At 70.1% G+C, this 18,394-nt stretch carries 18 protein-coding genes; 1 reads left to right on the top strand and 17 read right to left on the bottom strand.

Translation table 11 applies throughout. The features are described from left to right. Positions 1–90 precede the first annotated feature (90 nt). The 15 genes from OG876_RS03180 to OG876_RS03110 all read right to left on the bottom strand — a co-directional run bounded on the left by OG876_RS03180 (position 91) and on the right by OG876_RS03110 (position 14,851). Positions 91–294 carry an antitoxin gene (locus OG876_RS03180; protein ID WP_328523218.1) on the bottom strand — a complete coding sequence of 68 codons (204 nt, stop codon included), beginning with the start codon at positions 292–294 and terminating at the stop codon, positions 91–93. A gap of 105 nt (positions 295–399) precedes the next feature. Further along, positions 400–1,155, bottom strand: coding sequence for an isocitrate lyase/PEP mutase family protein (locus tag OG876_RS03175; RefSeq protein ID WP_328523217.1), 756 nt, complete (start codon positions 1,153–1,155; stop codon positions 400–402). 13 nt (positions 1,156–1,168) lie between these two features. After that, complete coding sequence (locus tag OG876_RS03170) at positions 1,169–2,116, bottom strand: sigma-70 family RNA polymerase sigma factor (RefSeq protein WP_328523216.1); 948 nt, start codon at positions 2,114–2,116, stop codon at positions 1,169–1,171. Continuing rightward, positions 2,113–3,498 (bottom strand): DHA2 family efflux MFS transporter permease subunit, encoded by a 1,386-nt coding sequence (locus OG876_RS03165; RefSeq protein WP_328523215.1) that lies wholly within the window; start codon positions 3,496–3,498, stop codon positions 2,113–2,115. Before OG876_RS03165 ends, OG876_RS03170 begins: the two co-directional genes overlap by 4 nt. A gap of 94 nt (positions 3,499–3,592) precedes the next feature. Further along, positions 3,593–4,603: a zinc-binding dehydrogenase gene (locus tag OG876_RS03160; protein WP_328523214.1), complete on the bottom strand. Its 1,011-nt coding sequence runs from the start codon at positions 4,601–4,603 to the stop codon at positions 3,593–3,595. 8 nt (positions 4,604–4,611) lie between these two features. Then, on the bottom strand, positions 4,612–5,052 hold the full coding sequence (locus OG876_RS03155) for a PaaI family thioesterase (RefSeq protein WP_328523213.1): 441 nt from the start codon (positions 5,050–5,052) through the stop codon (positions 4,612–4,614). Between the two features lie 20 nt (positions 5,053–5,072). Beyond that, a complete protein-coding gene (locus OG876_RS03150) occupies positions 5,073–5,795 on the bottom strand; it encodes an anti-sigma factor (protein ID WP_328523212.1) in 723 nt (240 codons plus the stop codon). Then, on the bottom strand, positions 5,788–6,405 hold the full coding sequence (gene sigK / locus OG876_RS03145) for an ECF RNA polymerase sigma factor SigK (protein ID WP_328523211.1): 618 nt from the start codon (positions 6,403–6,405) through the stop codon (positions 5,788–5,790). Before sigK ends, OG876_RS03150 begins: the two co-directional genes overlap by 8 nt. Positions 6,406–6,407: 2 nt before the next feature. Then, positions 6,408–7,055, bottom strand: coding sequence for a fasciclin domain-containing protein (locus OG876_RS03140; RefSeq protein ID WP_328523210.1), 648 nt, complete (start codon positions 7,053–7,055; stop codon positions 6,408–6,410). Between the two features lie 72 nt (positions 7,056–7,127). Next, positions 7,128–8,123 (bottom strand): hydroxyacid dehydrogenase, encoded by a 996-nt coding sequence (locus tag OG876_RS03135; protein ID WP_328523209.1) that lies wholly within the window; start codon positions 8,121–8,123, stop codon positions 7,128–7,130. Next, positions 8,120–9,472, bottom strand: a complete 1,353-nt coding sequence (locus tag OG876_RS03130) for a glycoside hydrolase family 32 protein (protein ID WP_328523208.1) — start codon at positions 9,470–9,472, stop codon at positions 8,120–8,122. Before OG876_RS03130 ends, OG876_RS03135 begins: the two co-directional genes overlap by 4 nt. Positions 9,473–9,481: 9 nt before the next feature. Next, positions 9,482–10,582, bottom strand: coding sequence for a glycoside hydrolase family 172 protein (locus OG876_RS03125; RefSeq protein ID WP_328523207.1), 1,101 nt, complete (start codon positions 10,580–10,582; stop codon positions 9,482–9,484). Positions 10,583–10,661: 79 nt separating this feature from the next. Then, positions 10,662–11,690: a LacI family DNA-binding transcriptional regulator gene (locus tag OG876_RS03120; protein ID WP_328523206.1), complete on the bottom strand. Its 1,029-nt coding sequence runs from the start codon at positions 11,688–11,690 to the stop codon at positions 10,662–10,664. A gap of 79 nt (positions 11,691–11,769) precedes the next feature. Then, a complete protein-coding gene (locus tag OG876_RS03115) occupies positions 11,770–13,689 on the bottom strand; it encodes a putative Ig domain-containing protein (RefSeq protein WP_328523205.1) in 1,920 nt (639 codons plus the stop codon). Positions 13,690–13,723: 34 nt separating this feature from the next. Next, a complete protein-coding gene (locus OG876_RS03110) occupies positions 13,724–14,851 on the bottom strand; it encodes a sialidase family protein (protein WP_328523204.1) in 1,128 nt (375 codons plus the stop codon). Between the two features lie 109 nt (positions 14,852–14,960). Here OG876_RS03110 and OG876_RS03105 point away from each other — a divergent pair, with 109 nt between their 5' ends. After that, entirely contained in the window at positions 14,961–15,923 is a 963-nt protein-coding gene (locus OG876_RS03105) for a LuxR C-terminal-related transcriptional regulator (RefSeq protein WP_328523203.1), read from the top strand. A gap of 6 nt (positions 15,924–15,929) precedes the next feature. Here OG876_RS03105 and OG876_RS03100 read toward each other — a convergent pair whose 3' ends face one another. Both OG876_RS03100 and OG876_RS03095 read right to left on the bottom strand, forming a co-directional pair. After that, the gene (locus OG876_RS03100) at positions 15,930–17,132 is read right to left on the bottom strand and encodes an MFS transporter (RefSeq protein ID WP_328523202.1); all 1,203 of its coding nucleotides are present in this window, start codon (positions 17,130–17,132) and stop codon (positions 15,930–15,932) included. After that, entirely contained in the window at positions 17,129–18,346 is a 1,218-nt protein-coding gene (locus OG876_RS03095) for an MFS transporter (RefSeq protein WP_328523201.1), read from the bottom strand. Before OG876_RS03095 ends, OG876_RS03100 begins: the two co-directional genes overlap by 4 nt. Between the last annotated feature and the right edge of the window lie 48 nt (positions 18,347–18,394).

Genomic DNA, 18,394 nt, shown 5'->3' with positions numbered 1-18,394 from the left:
GCCTGACGCTACTGCCCCATCGCCTCGAATGCCGCGAGCGGCCGCGGGCGGGAAGCCTGCGGCCGCTCGGCGTCGGTGGTCGGGGTCCGGCTACTCGATGTCGTCGTCCTGACCGTCGAGGTTGTCGAGCTGGTCCTTGGCCATGTCGGTGCCCTGGTCGATCTTGTCGCCGTACCGGCCGCCGGTCTTCTCGTCGGCGACGTCGCCGGCCTTGTCCAGGCCCTCGCTGATCTTGTCGCCGTGCTCGTCGACGGCTTCCGTCGCCTTGTCCTTCAGGTTGTCGAACATGCCCATCGTCGTTCTCCCCGTTTCTCTCGATGGTTGCTTTGGACTACCTATCCTTTCGTACCCGATCGCGACGATCACACACAAGGGCCCGCAGGCGTGTTGTGCCGGCGTTCATTCGGCAAAGGGATTCCGGTCGGCGGCGACCGCCGGGAGGAATGTTCCGGCCAGCCTGCCGTACAGGTGGCGCTGGACCATCGGGCCGAAGCTGATCCGGGCGACGCCTTGCGCTGTGTAGTCGGCGAGCGTGTTGGCGCCCTGGCCGTAGCCGACGTTCACCGGGCCGCCGATCTCCTTGACCAGCGTCCCGATCAGGTCGAGATCGCCGACTCCGATCGGATAGACGCAGTCCGCACCCGCGGCCAGGTAGCGGGCGGCCCGGTCTAGTGCGGTCCGGAGTTGTTCCTCAGGGGAGCCGGCCTTGCGCAGGAACGCGTCGATCCGGGCGTTGATCACCAGTTCGGTGCCGGCCGCGGCGCGGATCGCGGCCAGGAAGTCCGCCTGTTCGGCCGGATCGACCAGGTCGCCGGTGGCCGGGTCCGAGTCCTCCAGATTGAGGCCGACGGCGCCGGTCGCGGTGAAGCGTTCGACGAGTTCGCCCGGCGGGAGCCGGTAGCCGCGTTCGAAGTCGATCGTGACCGGGACGGACACCGAGCGGGCGACCTGGGCCGCCGCCGCGAGGACCTCGTCGACCGGTGCCTGTTCGCCGTCGTCGTGCCCGAGGATCGTGGCGGTCGCGAAACTGCTGGTCGCGACGGCGGGGAAGCCGGCCTGTTCGACCATCCGGGCCGAAGCCGCGTCCCAGGCGTTGGGCAGGACCAAGGGGGAGCCGGGCACGTGCAGGGCGCGGAGTGTGGTTGCGAGTGACATCGGTGTCTCCGTCTTAGCGGGATTGAATGATGGGCAGCCCGAACGCCGGGAACAGCGCGGGCTGGTGGAAGGACAGAACGGCCGAGATGCCGGCCTTGGTCAGGGTCAGGACCTTGACGGAATGCGCGTGGTACAGCGCGTCCTCGCCCCGGATGTAGAGCGCGAACGCCGGCTGCCCGTTCGCCGAGGTCTCGACCAGGATCCGTCGGTCCGGACCGGAAAGCAGTTTCGCGTCCAGGAGCCGCATCACGTCGCCACGTCCGCTGAACCAGGTCGGGATCGGCGGCATCTCCCACCGGGTGTCCGCGGTGAAGAGTCCCTCCAACGTGACCAGATCCTTGCTCTCCATGGCCGCCGAGAACTGATCGAGCACCGCCCGCCGGACCGGTTCGTCCGGCTCGCTGAAGTCCTCTTCGCTCGGCCGGAGCCTTGCCAGTTCGGCCCGCGCCCGCTGCAACGAGCTGTTGACGGCCGCGGTCGTGGTGTCGAGCAAGGTCGCGACCTCGGCCGCCGGCCAGGTCAGCACCTCACGCAGGATCAGTACGGCGCGCTGGCGCGGTGGAAGGTGCTGCATCGCGGCGACCACCGCCAGCCGGAGGCTCTGCCGGTCGCCGACCACCGTGGCCGGGTCGGCGCCGAGCAACTGGTCCGGGAACGGCTCCAGCCACGGTACCTCGAGTGCCTGTGCATGCAGCTCGTCCGGATCGTTGCCGGGGGCACCGAGCGCGGACGGGACCATGCGCCGGCTGCTGTGCTGCAGGAAGTTGAGGCAGACATTGGTGGCGATCCGGTAGAGCCAGGTCCGGACGGTCGAGCGCTGCTCGAAGTCCGCGTGTCCGCGCCAGGCCCGCAGGTACGTCTCCTGCACCGCGTCCTCGGCGTCGTACAGCGACCCGAGCATCCGGTAGCAGTGCGCGACCAGACCACCCCGATGCAGTGCGAACTCTTCCTCCAGGTTCATCCGACTCCCTCCACCACCTTCGTGGCGACCAGCTCGCCGGTACGGCGCCGTGCGGAGATGCCGAGACCCGACAGTGCCCCGAGCAACGACAGTACGCCGCACCCCGCGAGCGCCCGGGTGAAGCCATGACCGGCGTACCCGCCGGCCGACACGAAGACCGACCCGAGGACGGCGACACCGGCGGCGCCACCGAGTTGCCGGGTCATGCTGTAGACCCCGGAGGCGATCCCGACCGCCTCCCGCGGCAGCGCACCGACGCTCGCACTCTGCGCGGCCGGCATCGCCAGCGAGATCCCGCAGCCGGTGACCACGAGCGGTACGACGAGTTCGTAGTACTGGCCCGTGCTTCGGCTGACCCAGAACATGCCGGCGGTCTGGAGCGTCAGCCCGATCACCACCAGTGGGCGCTCGCCGATGCGATCGATCAGCCGGCCGCCGAGCGGACCGACCAGGAAGAGCGTCGCCGTCCACGGCAGCAGTTGCAGACCGGCCTTCAACGGGGACGACCCGAACACCACCTGCATGTACTGGGACAGGAAGAAGACGGCGCTGAAGAGGGCCGCGCTGAGGAAGAAGCCGGCCGAGTTCGCCGCGGTGAAGGTCCGGTTCCGGAAGAAGGCGAGCGGGATCATCGCGTGCGCCGACCGTCCCTCCCAGACCCCGAAGGCGGCGAGCAGGACGACCCCGGCCGCGAACGAGCCGAGCACCTCGGCGCTCGACCAGCCGGCGGTCTCACCGTGGACGACACCCCAGACCAGGCCGAGTACGGCGAGGCTGATCAGGACCGCACCGATCAGGTCGAGCGGGCGCGACGGACCGGTGCTCTCGGGGATCTTCCGGAGAACCAGGGCGATCGCGATCATGCCGATCGGCACGTTGATCCAGAAGATCCATTGCCAGGACAACCCCTCCGTCACCGCTCCACCGATCATCGGCCCGCCCAGTACGGCGAGACCGGTCAGTCCGCTGAACACACCGGTCGCCCAGCCTCGCCGTTCCGGCGGGAACGCCGCACCCAGCAGGCCGATCGCCAACGGCATCACCGCAGCGGCGCCGGCACCTTGGACGGCTCGCGCCGCGATCAGCCACGGCAGCGAGGTGGCCAGCGCACAGCCGACCGACGCCACCGTGAACAGGGCCAGGCCACCGGCATAGGTCCGTCTCCGGCCCAGGCGGTCGCCGATCGCGGCGGCCGTCATCAGAAGCATCGCGAAGCTCAGGGCGTACGCGTTCACCGTCCACTCGAGCTGCTCGGCCGAGGCGCCGAGATCCGCCCGGATGGTGGTCAGCGCGGCCGCGACCACCAGCACATCCAGGGCCACCATGACCGACCCGATCGAGGCCAGCCCCAGCACCCATCGTTGTTCACTTGTCGTCCGCACAGGTTCCTCCAGGAAATTGCTCTCACCTGTACAGACCGGCGACGAAAGCCGAACTCATCGCTGCGATGAGCACGAATTTCAGCGGGGTGCGTTTCTAGGGCCAGAGGGAGATCAGGACCTTGCCGGAGGTGTCCGAGTCGGCGGCGGTGGCGAACGCCCGGACGGCCTGCTCGGCCGGGAAGTCGTGGGTGATCACCTGCTCGAGCCGCGGATCGGCGTCGAGGAGCTGGACCGCGCGGTCGATCTCGTCGTTGAAGCGGAGGGTGCCGCGGAGCTGGAGTTCGCGGGAGACCAAGGGGGAGAGGTTCACGCCGCGCGGCTCGTTGGGTGGGACGCCGACGAGGACGACGATGCCGGCCCGGCGAGCCGCGTCGAGCGCGGCGGTGATGGCCGCGGGCACACCGGTGCACTCGAGGACGACGTCGAAGTACTCCGAGGGGATCTCGTCGGTGCCGACCTGGATCGTGCCGTGGACGCCGAGCTCGCGGGCCCGCCGCAGCGGACCTGGGAGGACGTCGGTCGACACCACTTCGGTCGCGCCCGCGGCGAGCGCCGAAGCCGCCGCCAGCAGGCCGATCGCGCCCGAACCCGAGACCAGGACCCGCCGCCCTTCGACGCCACCGGCGATGTGGACGGCATGCAGGGCCACGCCCAGTGGTTCCGCGAGCGTGGCGCGGCGCAACGGCAGCGTCGCGGGCAGCGGGCGGACCATGTGCTTGCCCACGACAACGAATTCGCTCATGCCGCCCTGGGTGTGCGGCCAGGTGCCCGCGCTGCCGAGGTAGGCGCCGTCCGGCCACAGGTGCGGGCGATCCTCGATCCCCGGCGCCGGGGTGCCGAACGTGGCCGGGTGGATGGTCACCGGAGTGCCGGGTGCCAGCTCGCCGGAGGGGTCGAGGTCGACGGTGCCCGAGAGTTCGTGTCCGGGCACCAGCGGTTCGCGGACGACGTACGCGCCGTTCGCGCCGTCGTTGTAGTAATGCAGGTCCGAGCCACAGATCCCGCCGTACGCCATCCGCAGCCGGACCTGGCCGGCCTGTGGGACCGGAGTAGGCAGCTCGGCCTCGACGAGCTCGAGCTTGCCCCGGATGACGATCGCCCGCATGCTTCTCCTCACCGTTCCGGACGGGCCTGGATCTGGATCAGGGTCTGCTGGCCGCTGGCGACGAGGCTTCGCTCGGTGCCTTGGCTCGCATAGACCTCGAGGGTGCAGACGGTCAGGGTGCGGCCGGCCTTCAGGACCGTCCCGATCGCCTCGAGCTGATCGCCCTCAGCCGGCGCGAGGAGGTTGATCTTGTACTCGACCGTGAGCACCGAACTGTCCTCGCGGAACACCGTGAAGGCAGCGTAGCCGCCGGCGCTGTCGGCGATCGCGCTCGTCGCACCTGCGTGGAAGTAGCCGTGCTGCTGGGTGACCTCGGGCCGGCTCGGCAGGACGATGTGCACGCGGCCCGGGCCGATGTGGGCGATCCGAGCGCCGAGGTGGTGCATCAGACCCTGGCGCTCGAAGCTCGCCCGCACCCGGGCCTGCACGTCAACGGAAGCCTCTTCCATCTGGGCGACAGTACCTGTCCTCAGGTCATCGGGATCAGGGCTGCGGCGGGGAGGGTCGGCTTGGCCGAGCCGCCGGGCGGTTCGACGGTGAGGCCGAAGGCGACCATGCCGGTGACGTCGCCGTTGAGGACCTGCGCCTCGTCACCGGAGGCCAGACCGACGGAGTGGGCGGTCTGCGACGGATCGATCATCCAGAGCTGCCAGGTGCGGTTGCCGGACAGCTTCGGCAGATCCCGCAGTACGACGACTGCCGCGTCGGCCTGCGCGGACGCGACGACGGTGGCCTGACCGCCGCCGGCGACCGGACCGCGGACGGTGCGTGCGTCGGGCTGGGCGAGTACGGCGGCCATCTGTGCGCTGGCCTGGGCGGCGTCGGTCTTCTCGCGGTACTGGTCGATCGCGACGCCACCGGCGCCGGCGACCGCGAGAGCCGCCGCGGCCAGCGCGAGCACGGATCGACGGCTGAACCGGCGCTGGACGACCGGGGTCGGCGACTGGCCGGGGACGAGCGGAGGCAGTTGGCGGGTGTGCTCGATCGCGGCCAGCACGTTCGCCTTGAGGGCGGGCGGTGGCGCAGTCGCGACCGGGGTGGCGAGCTTGACGGTGGCCTCGCGCAGTTCGGCGACCTCCGTGGTGCAGAACGCGCACTCGGCGAGGTGCGCCTCGAAGTCGGCTCGTTCGTCCTCCGGCAAAGCGTCGAGGACGTAAGGCCCGGTGAGAGTGTGTACGTCGGGATCAGTCATGGCGTACGCCCCCTTCGGTGGTTCCGAGGCAGTCGCGGAGCCGGATCAGGCCGTCGCGCATTCTCGCCTTCACGGTCGGCAGTTTCGCCCCGAGCCGCTGGGCGACCTCGGGGTAGGTGTAACCGTTGTAGTACGCCAGCTCGATCGACTCCCGCTGGAGCTCGGTCAGCGCGCCGAGGCAGCGCCGTACCTGCTCCGCCTCGAGCCGCGTGCTGACCGTGTCGGCGACCTGGTCGAAGTCGACCTCGGCGGACCGGATGCCGGCGAGTTCGGTGCGATCGGCCGCCGCCTGTTCGGAGCGGACGCGGTCGACGGCCCGGCGGTGGGCGATGGTGAGGATCCACGCGTGCGCCGAGCCGCGGCCGGCGTCGTACCTGGTCGCGGTGCGCCAGACGTCGACCATCACCTCCTGCGTCACCTCCTCGGACTGGGCCGGGTTGCGCAGGATCCGCCGGACCAGGCCGAACACCGAGGGCGTGACCCGGTCGTAGAGGGCGCTGAACGCGGCGGTGTCGCCGCTGGCGGTCATCACCAGCAGGTCGCCGTCCGAGACCTCACCGGGTCGCTGGTGCGACCCGGTGGGCCAAGGCAGTGAAGTCGGATCGGTCACGGTCAGTTCGCCGGCGGCATCAGGACAGAGTCGATGAGATACACAGTAGCGTTGGCGGTCTTCACACCCCCACAGATGACGTTGGCGCCGTTGACCTTGAGGCTGTCGCCGGACCCGGTCACGGTGACGTCCTGCTTCTCCACGGTCGGGTGCGTGCCCACCACGGCCGCGGGGTCGAGCTGGCCGGCTACCACGTGGTAGGTGAGGATCTTGGTGAGCAGCGCGTCATTCGTCTTCAGCGTGGTGACAGTGGCGGCCGGGACCTTCTGGAACGCCGTGTCGACCGGGGCGAAGACGGTGAACTCGCCGCCGTTCAGGGTGGAGACCAGGTCGACCTTCGGGTTCAGCTTCCCGGACACGGCGGAGACCAGGGTGGTCAGCAACGGGTTGCCGGACGCGGCGGTGGCCACCGGCGCGGCGGCCATGCCGTCGATCGAACCGGCGCCGCTCGGGTTGGCCTTGGCGTAGTCGGCGCAGCCCGGGCCGACGAGCCCGGCCGCGGCGGCGTCCATCGAAGGAGTTGCGCTCGTGGTCGTGGACGGGGCGGAGCCGGCGGACGCGGTCTTGTCGTCGCTGCCGCACGCCGACGTCGCGAGGACGAGGGCCAGTGCGGACACGGCGAGGCCGACGCGGACGAGGTTCTTGAGCATGACGAGTTCGCTTTCTCGAAGGGGGTGCTGACAACAACCCTTCGGAGCCGCGACGTCACCGGATGGGTGCGATCAGGCCATTCGGGCGAGCGCGGCTTCGCTCAGTTCGTACTGCAGGGGCGAACCGGCGACGTAGCGCTCGATCTCGGCCGCGACGATCTCGCCCATTTCGAGATAGCACTCGACCGTTGCGGCGGCGCGGTGTGGGGTGAGCAGGACGTTGGCCAGCCCGCGGAGTGGGCTGTCCACCGGCAGTGGCTCTTCGTCGAAGACGTCGAGCGCGGCGTCGATCCGGCCGGTCTGGAGTTCGGCCAGCAAAGCGTCCGAGTCGACCAGCCAGGATCGGGCGGTGTTGACCAGCGACGACCCGTCCGGCATCAGCGCCAACTCACGCGCACCGATCAGCTCGCGGGTCTCCGGCAGCGTCGGTGCGTGCAGGGCGACGACGGCGCTGGTCCGTAGCAGTTCGTCCAGGGCGATCCGTCGTACGCCGAGCTCCGCCGCGCGCTCGTCCGTCAGGTAGGGGTCGTAGACAACGACATCGGCGCCGAGGGCAACGACCATCGCGATGTACTCGACGCCCGTCCGGGAGGCGCCGACCACGCCGATCCGGGAACCGGCGATGCCGTGCTGCGGTGGCGCGTCGATCGCGTCCCGCCACGCGGCCCCGCGGTGCAGTGCGTGGTCGAACCGATGGATCCGGTGCAGCATCGCCACTGTGAACGCCAGCGAAACCTCGGCCACCGGCCGGGCCATCGCCTGTCCGGCTTGCGTGATCCGGATGCCGCGCCGGAACACTTCGTCGGTGACGAAATGCTTCACCGACGAGGCACTGTGCGCGATCAACCGCAGCCGGTTCGCGTGATCCAGCACCTCGGCGGTGAGCGGCGTCGCACCCCAGGACGTGATCAGTACGTCGGTCTCCGGAAGCGCGGCCATCAGCGCGCCGGCATCCGCCGGATCGTCGAGTACGACGAGTTCCCCGAGACGCTCCAGCCGCGACACACTCTGTGCGGAGAACACCATCTCCCGGAACGACGGCGCCACCACCAGCAGGGTTCGGGTCATGGCGCGACTGTATCGGCCGGCCAGATGGAGGCGAGCTGATGAAGGGTGAGGGACGTCAGCTGAAGAGGTGTGTTGGTGACGAGTTGGACACCCTCGCCGGTGGCGGTCGTGTCGAAGTCGACGTTGTAGCAGGCGTAGTACGCGCCGTCCGCGGCGAAGACGGCGAGCTGGCCGCGGTCGACCAGGAGCCGGATCGTGAGCGTGCCATCGGGTGCCGGCAGCGGCAGGCCGTCGAGCAGTCCGGCTCCGATGTCGTAGACGACATCGCGAGCGGACGATCCGTCGGCGCCGGTCCGAAGGCGGAAGACGAGTGTGCCAGTCTCAGGACGGTCGAAGGTTGCTTCGAGTTCGTAGCTCGTGGCGGTGTCGTCGAGGACGAGTGCGGACTCTGGGGTGAGTCCCTCAGGGCCCCACGACCTCGTCGACTCGCGCAAAGACGCCAGCTCGTCGACCGGCAGGCTGAACAGCCGCGGTCCGTCCGGCGTCGAGACCAACCGCTGCTGCACCGGGAAGCTCGCGTTGCCGGTCCAGGTCGAGCCACGGTTGAGCCCCTGCCACGCCATCGTGACCACGCGGCCGTCCGGCATGTTGTCGAAGGACTGCGCGGCGTAGTAGTGACCGGCCGCTCCACCGGGGTTCATGGTGATCGTGCGCGGCTCCGGCCACGACGTACGGAACTCCCGGCCGTCGAAGTCGCCGACGACGTACGATCCGCGTCCGTCGCGCAGAACCCAGACCGGCGTCCCGTCGAGATCCATCGGCGTGAAGTCCGGGCATTCGAACACCCAGTCAGCGACGTACCGGTCGGTGCGCTCCCACGTGCACAGATCGGGCGACACGAAGAAGTCCGCTCCGTTCCCGTTGTCGTCCGACCACACCACCATCGCCCAGGTCTGCGAGGGGTCGTGCCAGACCACCTTCGGGTCCCGGCTCTCGTGACCGCTCGGCTGAGCGATCACCCGGCCCTCGTCGTACGCCGTGAACGTCATGCCACCGTCGAGGCTGTAGAACATCCGGACGCCGTGCGTGCCGGTGAAGACCGCGATCGGGTCGTGGTCCCCGTCCTTGAGCCCGGAGGTGTTGCCGACGTCGACGACACCGCCGCCCGACCACAGCTCACCCGGATGTACGGCGGGATCCAGGGCGATCGGTTGCTGCGTCCAATGCACCATGTCGGGGCTGGTGGCGTGCCCCCAGTGCATCGTGTCCCAGACCAGGCTGCCGGGGGCGTGCTGGAAGTAGAAATGGTAGGTGCCGCGGTAGTGCAGCATCCCGTTCGGGTCGTTCATCCACCCGTGCCGGGGACTGAAGTGGAACTGACCGCGGTTGGTCTCGTGGTAGTCGGTCACGGCAGCCTCTCAACGGGGACGGCGATACTCACGCGACGGCAGGGCGGGCAGATCGTTGCCGCCGCCGGGCAGTTGATACCAGTAGGCGACGCTGGAGATGTCGTCGCTGCGTTCGAAGTGCCCGTGATCCCAGGCGCCGATCTGCTGCAGCGTGATCCGCAGTCGCTGATGGAAGATCACCGGATCCGGCAGATGCCACCGATACATGCCATGCGACTGCAGCGTGGCGGTGACGAACGGCGAATGCCCGGTGCGATCCTCCGCCGAGTAGAACGGATATCCGCAGTACGGCGCACTGAAGGTCAACGGCGCCGGTGACGGGTTGGCGCGCAACGCATCCTGGAAGGCCCACGCGCCACCGGCGTAGTCCTCGAGTCCGGTGCTGCACTGTGTCGGGTAGTCCTCGTCGTCGTCGAGGTAGAACTTGACCTCGCCCTCGCCCCACCAGAACCGCTCCAGCGCGGTCAGTCCGATGTAGGTCCCGACATAGTTGCCGCTGCCAACGATCCCGTCGAGGATCACATGGTCCTCACCCAACGCTGTGGAGGCGTTGCTGCGTCGCCAGTGCGCGTGGAACAGCGCCGTGTCGTCGGCCACCTCGTCGTCAACCGTGTAGTCGAGTTGGTAGTAGATCCCGCCGACCGGGCCGGGGTGCTCGTTGGTCAGCTCGATCCGGGCGTGCCGCCGGAACGGCAGGGGGAAGTAGCAGTTCAGCCCGCCGGTCGGCGCGACCACGATCGGCTCCGAGGTGACGAGCGCCCGCTGGCCGAATCCGTTGCAGAAGAAGTCGCCGAGCGGTACTTCGACGGCCGGCCGCTCGTCGTCGTCCCACCACATCCGCAGGACGAGGTCGCGCAGTACCCAAGGCCCCGCGGACGTCTTGTCCGGCACGGTCATCCAGATGTGCCGGATCACGCCCGGACCATCGATATCGGCCAGCGTCGCCGTCTCGCCCGGGTCCAGGGAGATGGCCGGGCGCCCCTTGCGGGAGGGGCCGAGGGCCGAGGCGGTCGTAGCGGCCTGTCCGCGTGCGCCGGTCGGGTTCTCGGCGTTGATCGAGCGGCTCCGGCGCCGGCCGGGGGATCGGGTCAGTGCTGCCCAGTCAGTCATGTGGCCCTTCCGACATTCGCTTGCCCCGCGCAGTACCTAACAGGTGTTAGGTCAACGTTGTCAAGAGCCGCCTCGGGGCTCAGGCGACGGGCGGTGGAGCGACGGTTCCGCGGACCACCGGGACGCAGGGGAGTCGCTCGGTGCCGCCGTACGGACGGTCCTCGCCCGCGATCCGGGCGAGTAGGTCGGCGGTGGCGCGGCGGCCCATCTCGCGGTGCGGCAGCGCGATCGTTGTGAGTCCTGGTGGGACTTCGGCGGCGAGGAACTGCTCGTCGTCATACCCGACCACCGAGAGGTCGCCCGGCACGGAGAGGCCGAGCGACGCCGCCGCGAGGATGACCCCGGTCGCGCCGCGATCGTTGGCCGCGAGGATCGCGGTCGGTCGATCCGGGCGGCGCAGCAGTTCCAGCGCGGCCGCGTGGTTGGAGCTGAGGCTGTAGAGGGCCGGGACGATGTTGTCGCCGACCGGCAGACCGGCGTCGTTCAGCGCGGCGGTGAACCCGCGGACGCGTTGCACGGTGGCCGGCGAGTCGGGGTTGCCGGTGATGAAGGCGATCCGGCGGTGTCCGGCCCGCAGGACGAGCTCGGCGGCCGCGCGTCCGCCGCCTTCGTCGTCGGGGATGAAGGCCGGCAGCGAGTCGTCCGCGACGTACGCGTTGGCGAGGACGAGCGGAATGCCCGGTGGTGCCTCGAGACCTTCGATCTGCCGCAGTCCGGCGTCGGCGTAGATCAGTCCGTCGACGTCGCGGGCCCGCAGCGTGGCCATCGCGCCGTCCACGTAGTCGGGGTGCTGCCAGGTGTCGATGGTCAGGATCATGTACCCGGCCTCGAGCGCCACGTCGCTGGCTGCCGACAGCAGCGGGCCGGCGAACGGGGCGCTCGCGATCGCGTCGGTGACCAGACCGATGGTGGCGGTCCGCTGGCGGCGCAGGTTCACCGCGGAGGCATTCGGCACGTACCCGAGTTCGCGGGCGACCGCGCGGATCCGGGCCTGCTTCCCGGCGTCGACCATGCCGTCGCCGCGACCGTTGAGGACGAGCGACACCGCCGACCGGGAGACGCCGGTCGCCTTCGCGATGTCGGTCGACGTCACCCGCCGCTTGCTCATGGTCCCGTCCTCGATCGCCTGGCGTCTCAGCATCTCACGCGGCCGCTGGTCTTTCGGTCGCGATGCCTGGGACAGCTGGTCAGCGCGCGATGCTGATGTCGTCCAGCAGGAAGGTCGTCGGGGTCGCGTCGTCCTCGGTGCTCGTCCACGCCAGCGTGACCGTCCGGCCGCGGTACGGCGTGAGGTCCACGACCTGATCGCCGTACGACGACCTGCTCTGGGCAGCCGTGTACGTGCGGACCGGGTGACCGTCGACGGTCAGCTGGAGTACGTCGTGGTTCGCGGCCGAGGTGTCGTCACTCGCGATCCGCAGGGCGAAGCGCAGACCGGGGTGGCCGAGGGAAGGGACGCTGACCCGCTGGCTCAGCGAGTCGGTGTGGGTCGTTCCGGTGCCGCCGAGCCAGGCGTAGCCCAGACCGTCGTGGCTGTACTGGCCGTCGGCGCGGATCACGTCCGCGGTCTGCGTCCAGCCGCCCGTACCGGACTCGAAGTCGCCGTTGACCACGCCACGCGCGCCCTTGCGGGTGCTGACGACCCAGCTGATCACGGTGTTGCCCCGCGCCTTGGTCGAGTCGGTCGCGGTGACCGTGACCGAGTGGGTGCCCGGCTGAGTCGGCCGGCCGTAGATGATGCCGGTCGACCCATCGAGCCGCAGTCCGGTCGGCAGGTCCGTGGCGGTGAACCCGACCGGGCGCCGGCCGGAGTCCGTGGCGCGCGCCCGGAGTACGACGAAATCGCCGACGGCACTGGACTGCTGTGCCGGTGCGTCGACCGTGATCCGGTTCGCGGTCGTCGGCGACTTCAGGGCCTGGGTGCCGTTCGGCGTGCCGAGGCCGGTCGGGCCGTCCCAGCCGGTTTGCGCTGTACACAGCGGTGCGGGGGTGCACTCGCCGTTGTTGCCTTGGACAACATCGTTGAGGTTGCCGGTGACGCCGTACGGATAGCTCGCCGGACGGGAGGCGGGGTCCGGGTCACCGGCAAGTGCGTAGATCGCAGCGACGATCGGAGCCGCTGCGCTGGTCCCGCCGTACACAGCCCAGCCGGCGCCGCCGGTGGTCTGGTAGACGGCGACGCCGGTCGCGGGGTCGGCCACCGCGGAGACATCGGCGACGGCACGCTGCGGGCAGACCGCGGCCGGGATGACCGACTGCCAGCTCGGCTTGGCCATCAGGCTGGAGCATCCCGAACCGGTGCCGTTGCCGGGGAAGCTGTTCCAGACCGTCTCGGTCCAGCCGCGCGCCGAGTCGTCCCTCGTCAGCGTCGTACCGCCGACCGCGGTGGTGGCCTCCGAGCTCGCGGGATACGAGACACCGGCGTCGTAGTCGCTGTCGCCGGTGGATGCCGCGTAGACGACGCCGAGCGGGTTGAAGTACGTGCTGTCGAGCTCGGCGAGGTCGGCCGACTCCGGTCCGCCCCAGCTCAGCGAGACGAACTTGGCGCCCAGCCGGTCCGCGGTCTTGGTGGCCTCGAGCAGATCGGTACTGGCGGAGTCCGCCTCGATCAGCGTGATGCCACAGTGCGGGCAGACCGCGGACACCGAATCGAGGTCGAGCGAGATCTCACCCGACCAGGAGCGCGACGGCCCGGGCAGCGGACTCGGCAGGCCGTCCTGGTTGAGCTTCTGGAAGCAGCCGTTCGCGGTCGTGCACGGCGGCAGGCCGAACTGCTGACGGTAGACGGCCAGGTCTGCCTCGGCGGTCGGGTCGTCGTACGCGTCGACGATGTAGACCCGCTGTCCCTGACCAGAAGATGCCGACGGCAACTTGTACGCCGCCTGCAGGTCGGCCGGACCGTAGCCGGCCGGCGCACCGGCGACCCGGGTCCGGAAGCCCAGGTCGGCGCGGCGTTGCGCGAAGCAGGTGAAGTGTCCGGGCTCGACCTTCTGGTCGCAGCTGGCCACGACCTTCGGGGACTCCTGGACGTCGGCAGCCGCCACCGTGGTGGTGGCGCCGACGAGGACGAGGGCGAGCGGGATCGCCAACCGGCGCAGTGAGATCACAGGTGTACTCCGATGATTCGAGAGTGGATCGGCGTCACGCCGGGACGACGGTGGTCTGCTGCCAGCTCTTGCCGGCATCGCGAGTCACCCAGAGTTTGGTGTCCGGGGTGTACGCCGCATCGCGCTCGACGAGCCACGCGGTCGAGCCGGACTGGTAGACCAGGTCGTGGATGTGCTCGCTGTTCTCGAGCCAGCTCTGGTCGACGCGCCACGCCTTCGACAGCGACGGGCGGTTGTAGACCAGGCTCGCGGTGAGTGTGGAGAGCATGACCGCGCCGTCCGGCGCGACCGCGAGCTGGCCGGCCAGACCGAGTCCGCCGGGGATCGCGTCGTACCGGAAGGTCTTGCCGCCGTCGCCCGAGACCAGGAGCGTCTTGTCGGAGTGGCCGCGGCCGTAGTTCGCCATGCAGAGCACGAAGAGACGGTTCGGGCCGTTCGTCGCGAGGTCGGTGATGGCGGCGTCGTCGGGGTCCGCACAGCTGACCGTGCTGGTCGAGCGCACCGTGCCGTTGCGCAGGGTGGACAGCCGGCCTGGTCCGTTGAACCCTGCCGTGAGCGCGTAGACAGTCGAGCCCGCGGCGGCCCAGGTGACGTGGTCATCAGCCCCCACCGCGAGGTCGAGCTGCTTCCAGCCGGTGGACTTTCCGGCCGGTGCGCGCCAGACCTTGAGCGGCCGGTCGTCGCAGATGCCGGTCCCGATCGCGCAGCCCGACGTGACGACGTACGTGCCGTCGGACGAGGCCAGCAGGTTCAGCACCTTGGCGTCGCCGCCGGGCAGCGGGACCTGGGTCCAGGTCTTGCCGGCGTCCCGGGTGACCTCGAGGAACGGGTCGTAGGCCCAGCCGAACTTCTGGTCGGCGAACTGCAGGCTGGTCAGCCCCGGCTCACCGCTCATCGCCAGCCCGTTGTGCGTGCGGCCGGCGGTCGCCCAGGTCTTGCCGCCGTCATGGGTGGCCTTGACCGCGGCCGGACAGGGCGCCGTCCCACACTGGACGCCGCCGAGCAGGTAGCCGTCGTTCTGCGTCGGCCAGACGATCGACTGCGGTGCGAAGGCGGGTTCGTTGGGTTGCGCGGTCGCCACGCCGGCGCCGGAGCCGACGAGAACGGCGGTCGCAACCGCACCTGCCAGGGCGATCGCGGAACGGCCAGCATGTAAACGCACAGTTCACTCCTCGGACAAGGGCGCTTTCTGGGGACACGCTAAGCCCTGGTTCGGCCGGTTTGGCGCCGGATCCGGCCAAACGCCGATTCCGGCCAACTAGGCTCGGACGGTGGCTGATTGGGAAGCGGTAGGACTGTCCGCTGTGGACGCGCGGGTGTACCAGCAGTTGTTGCGCGATCCCGGCGTACCGGTCGGGCAGCACAGCGAGGTGCTGGAGATTTCGGTGGCGGCGGTCCAGGCGGCGGTCGGCCGACTGGTCGCGGCGGGGCTGGTGCGCGGCGGATCCGAGGCCGCGCCGGCACCGGTCGACCCGCGCTCCGGGCTCGGCATGCTGGTGCGCGAACGACGGGCGGCGCTGGACGGGGTCGCCGCGATGACCGACCAGCTCGCCCGCGAGTTCAGTGCCGGGCAGTTGCAGGCCGAGCCGAGCCGCCTGATCGAGATCGCGGTCGGCCGCGACGCGATCGAGGCGCGCATCGACGACATGTTGCGTGGGGCGACCGAACAGGCGGTCGGCACGGACACCCCGCCGTACGTCGCGGACGGCAGTCACCAGGTGTCGAGCGCCGAGCTGGCGCTGCTGGATCGTGGCGTCCGGTTCCGGGCGATCTATGCGGCCGAGGTGCTGGACCACCCCGGCTGGGTCGACCGCTTGCGATCGATGGCTGAGCGGGGCGAACAGGCTCGCGTGCTGCCGCAGGTCCCGGTGAAGCTGCTGATCGTCGACGGCCGGACCGCGATCCTCCCGCTGGCCGGCGACGCCCCGTCCACGCCAGGCCAGGCGCGCGCCGTCGTGGTCACGGACTCCGCACTGACCAGCGCCCTCCAGGTCCTGTTCGATCAGTTGTGGGGCCAGGCCTCGCCGCTGCGGCTGACGGCGTCCGCAGCCACGGATCCGGTCACGACGCTGATCAACCTGCTCGCCAGCGGCATGAAGGACGAGGCGATCGCCCGCCAGCTCGGCGTCAGCAGCCGGACCTTGCGCCGCCGGATCGCCGAGGTCCAGGACCAGCTCGGCGCCACCAGCCGCTTCCAGGCCGGTCTGCAGGCGGGCCGGCGCGGTTGGCGCTGACCGCTGTCAGGACGACACTCTGAACCTGACGACGACCAGATGCAGGCCCAGGGTGACGGCGAGGACGACGGCCGCGACGCCAAGCAAGCCGCTCGGTGCGGTCCCGGCGGCCAGCGCGACGCCGCCGACTCCACTACCGAGGGCCGAACCGAGCGAGATCGCGCTGCCGTTGAGGGCCATCACGATCGCGGGCGATTCCGGGGCGAGGCCGGCCAGCCGGACCTGCTGCGGTACGGCGGCGCCGCCGTTGCCGATGCCTTGGGCGAAGAACCAGAGCAGGCCGGTCACCGCGACCACGACCGCCGAGGTCAGCATCAGGCCGGCCATACCGAGGATCGAGTTCAGCAGCAGCACGATCAGGACGACGGTGAGCACGCGCGGTGCCGAGAAGCGATCCGCCAGCCGGCCCGTGATCGCATTACCCAACGCGCTCGCGACGCCGTACCCGAACATGATCGCGATGATCATCCAGCCGGCGGGGAAGGACGGGCCGAGGATCAGGACGGCGTACGTGAAGCAGATGAAGCTGCCGCACAGGATGCCGGTGGTGACGAGCAGAGCGCCGAGCAGCCGGGGCCGGCCGAGCGGGCGAAGCTGGTCGGTAAGCCTTCCCGCGGGGAGGTGCCGGCGAGGCAGGCCGCGGAGGATGCCGGCCAGCGCGATCGTTCCCATCACGGCGACCAGGATCATGGGCAATCGCCAGCTGGACTGCCCGATCACCAGGCCGACCGGTACGCCGAGCGCAGTCGCGGTCAGCAACCCGCCGAGCACGAACGACAAGGCCTTGCCGCGATGCCGGACCGGAGTCACCGCGATCACGTACCCGCTGACGGCGGCGTTCAGCAGGCAGGCGCCGAGCGCCGCCACCACCCGGCCGGCGAACGCGAGCGGGTAGGTCGTCGCGAGCCCGACGATCAGGTTGCCGAGGACGAAGACGGCGAGCGCCGAGGCGATCGTCGTACGGCGTTCCCAGCGGCTCGTCAGCGTTCCGAGCACCGGTCCGGCGAAGGCGGCGGTCAGCGCGAAGACGGACATCAACTGGCCCGCGGCCGCCGCGCTCACGTGCAGGTCCGCGGAGACGGCCGGCAGCAACCCGATCAGGACGTACCCGTCGATTCCCATCGAGAACGTGGCCACCGCCAGCCAGACCAGCGGCCGGTACGAGAACTCCTGCTCCTCAATCGTCCCTGGGGCGCACGTGTTCGTCACTCGACGGCGACTTTTGCGGCGCTGGAGGAGCGAGAGACGATCAGGTGGAGGGTGACGGTGATGGCAAGGACGACGGAGGCGACGCCGAGCAGACCGTTCGGGGGGAGGCCGGTGGTGAGGGCCACGCCGCCGAGGCCGCTGCCCAGCGCGGAGCCGAGGGAGATGGCGCTGCCGTTCAAGGCCATCACGATCGCGGCGGACGCGGGGGCGAGCGCTCCGAGGCGGGCCTGCTGGGGGACGGCGGCGCCCCCGTTGCCGACGCCGGCGAGGAAGAACCAGAGCAGTCCGAGCACCGTGACCAGGACGGCCGGAGAGAGCATCAGCCCGGCCATTCCCAGGACCGAGTTCAGCAGGAGTCCGGTCAGAACCACGGTGAGCACGCGCACCGGGGTGAACCGGTCGGTCAGCCGGCCCGTGACCGCGTTCCCGAGCATGCTGGCGACACCGTACCCGAACATCACCGCGATGATCATCCAGTCAGCGCCGAGGTGCGGGCCGAGGATCAGCACCGCGTAGGTGAAGCAGGTGTAGCTGCTGCAGAGGATGCCGGTCGTGACGAGCAGCGCGGCGAGCAGCCGGGGTTGACCGAGCGGGCGGAGCCGCTCGGCGAGCGATGCGGCCGGGAGGTGCAGGCGGGGAAGCCCGATCATGATGCCGACCAGCGCGATGCTGCCGACCACGGCGACCATGATCAGCGGGAACCGCCAGCTGGACTGCCCGATGACCAGCCCGACCGGTACGCCGAGCGCGGTCGCGACCATCCAGCCACCGAGCACGAAGGACAACGCCTTGCCGTGGTGCTGGACCGGCGTCAGCGCGATCACGTAGCCCAGGACGGCGGCGTTGAGCAGCGAACCGCCGAGCGCCGCCACGACCCGGCCACTCAGCGCGATCGGGTAGTTCTGCGCCAGTCCGACGATCAGGTTGCCGAGCACGAAGACGGCGAGCGCCAGGACGATCGTCCTACGCCGTTCCCAGCGGCTCGTCACCGTCGAGAGCACCGGTCCGGCCAGTGCCGCGGTCAGCGCGAAGACCGTCATCAGCTGCCCGGCGGCCGCCGTACTGACCCGCAGGTCCCCGGCGATGGCCGGCAGCAGACCCGCCAGCACGTAGCCGTCGATCCCCATCGAGAACGTCGCGACCGCCAGCCACACGAGCGGCCGGTACGAGAATTCCTGCTCCTCCGCCGGTCCGGCGGCACGCGTCTCCGTCACCCCTGCAATGGAACCCTGTCCCACCCACCGAGGGCAACCCAAATCTGA

It is taken from the genome of Kribbella sp. NBC_00359, from assembly GCF_036097425.1.
GTDB lineage: Bacteria > Actinomycetota > Actinomycetes > Propionibacteriales > Kribbellaceae > Kribbella.
This window is presented reverse-complemented; position numbering and strand designations above follow the sequence as displayed.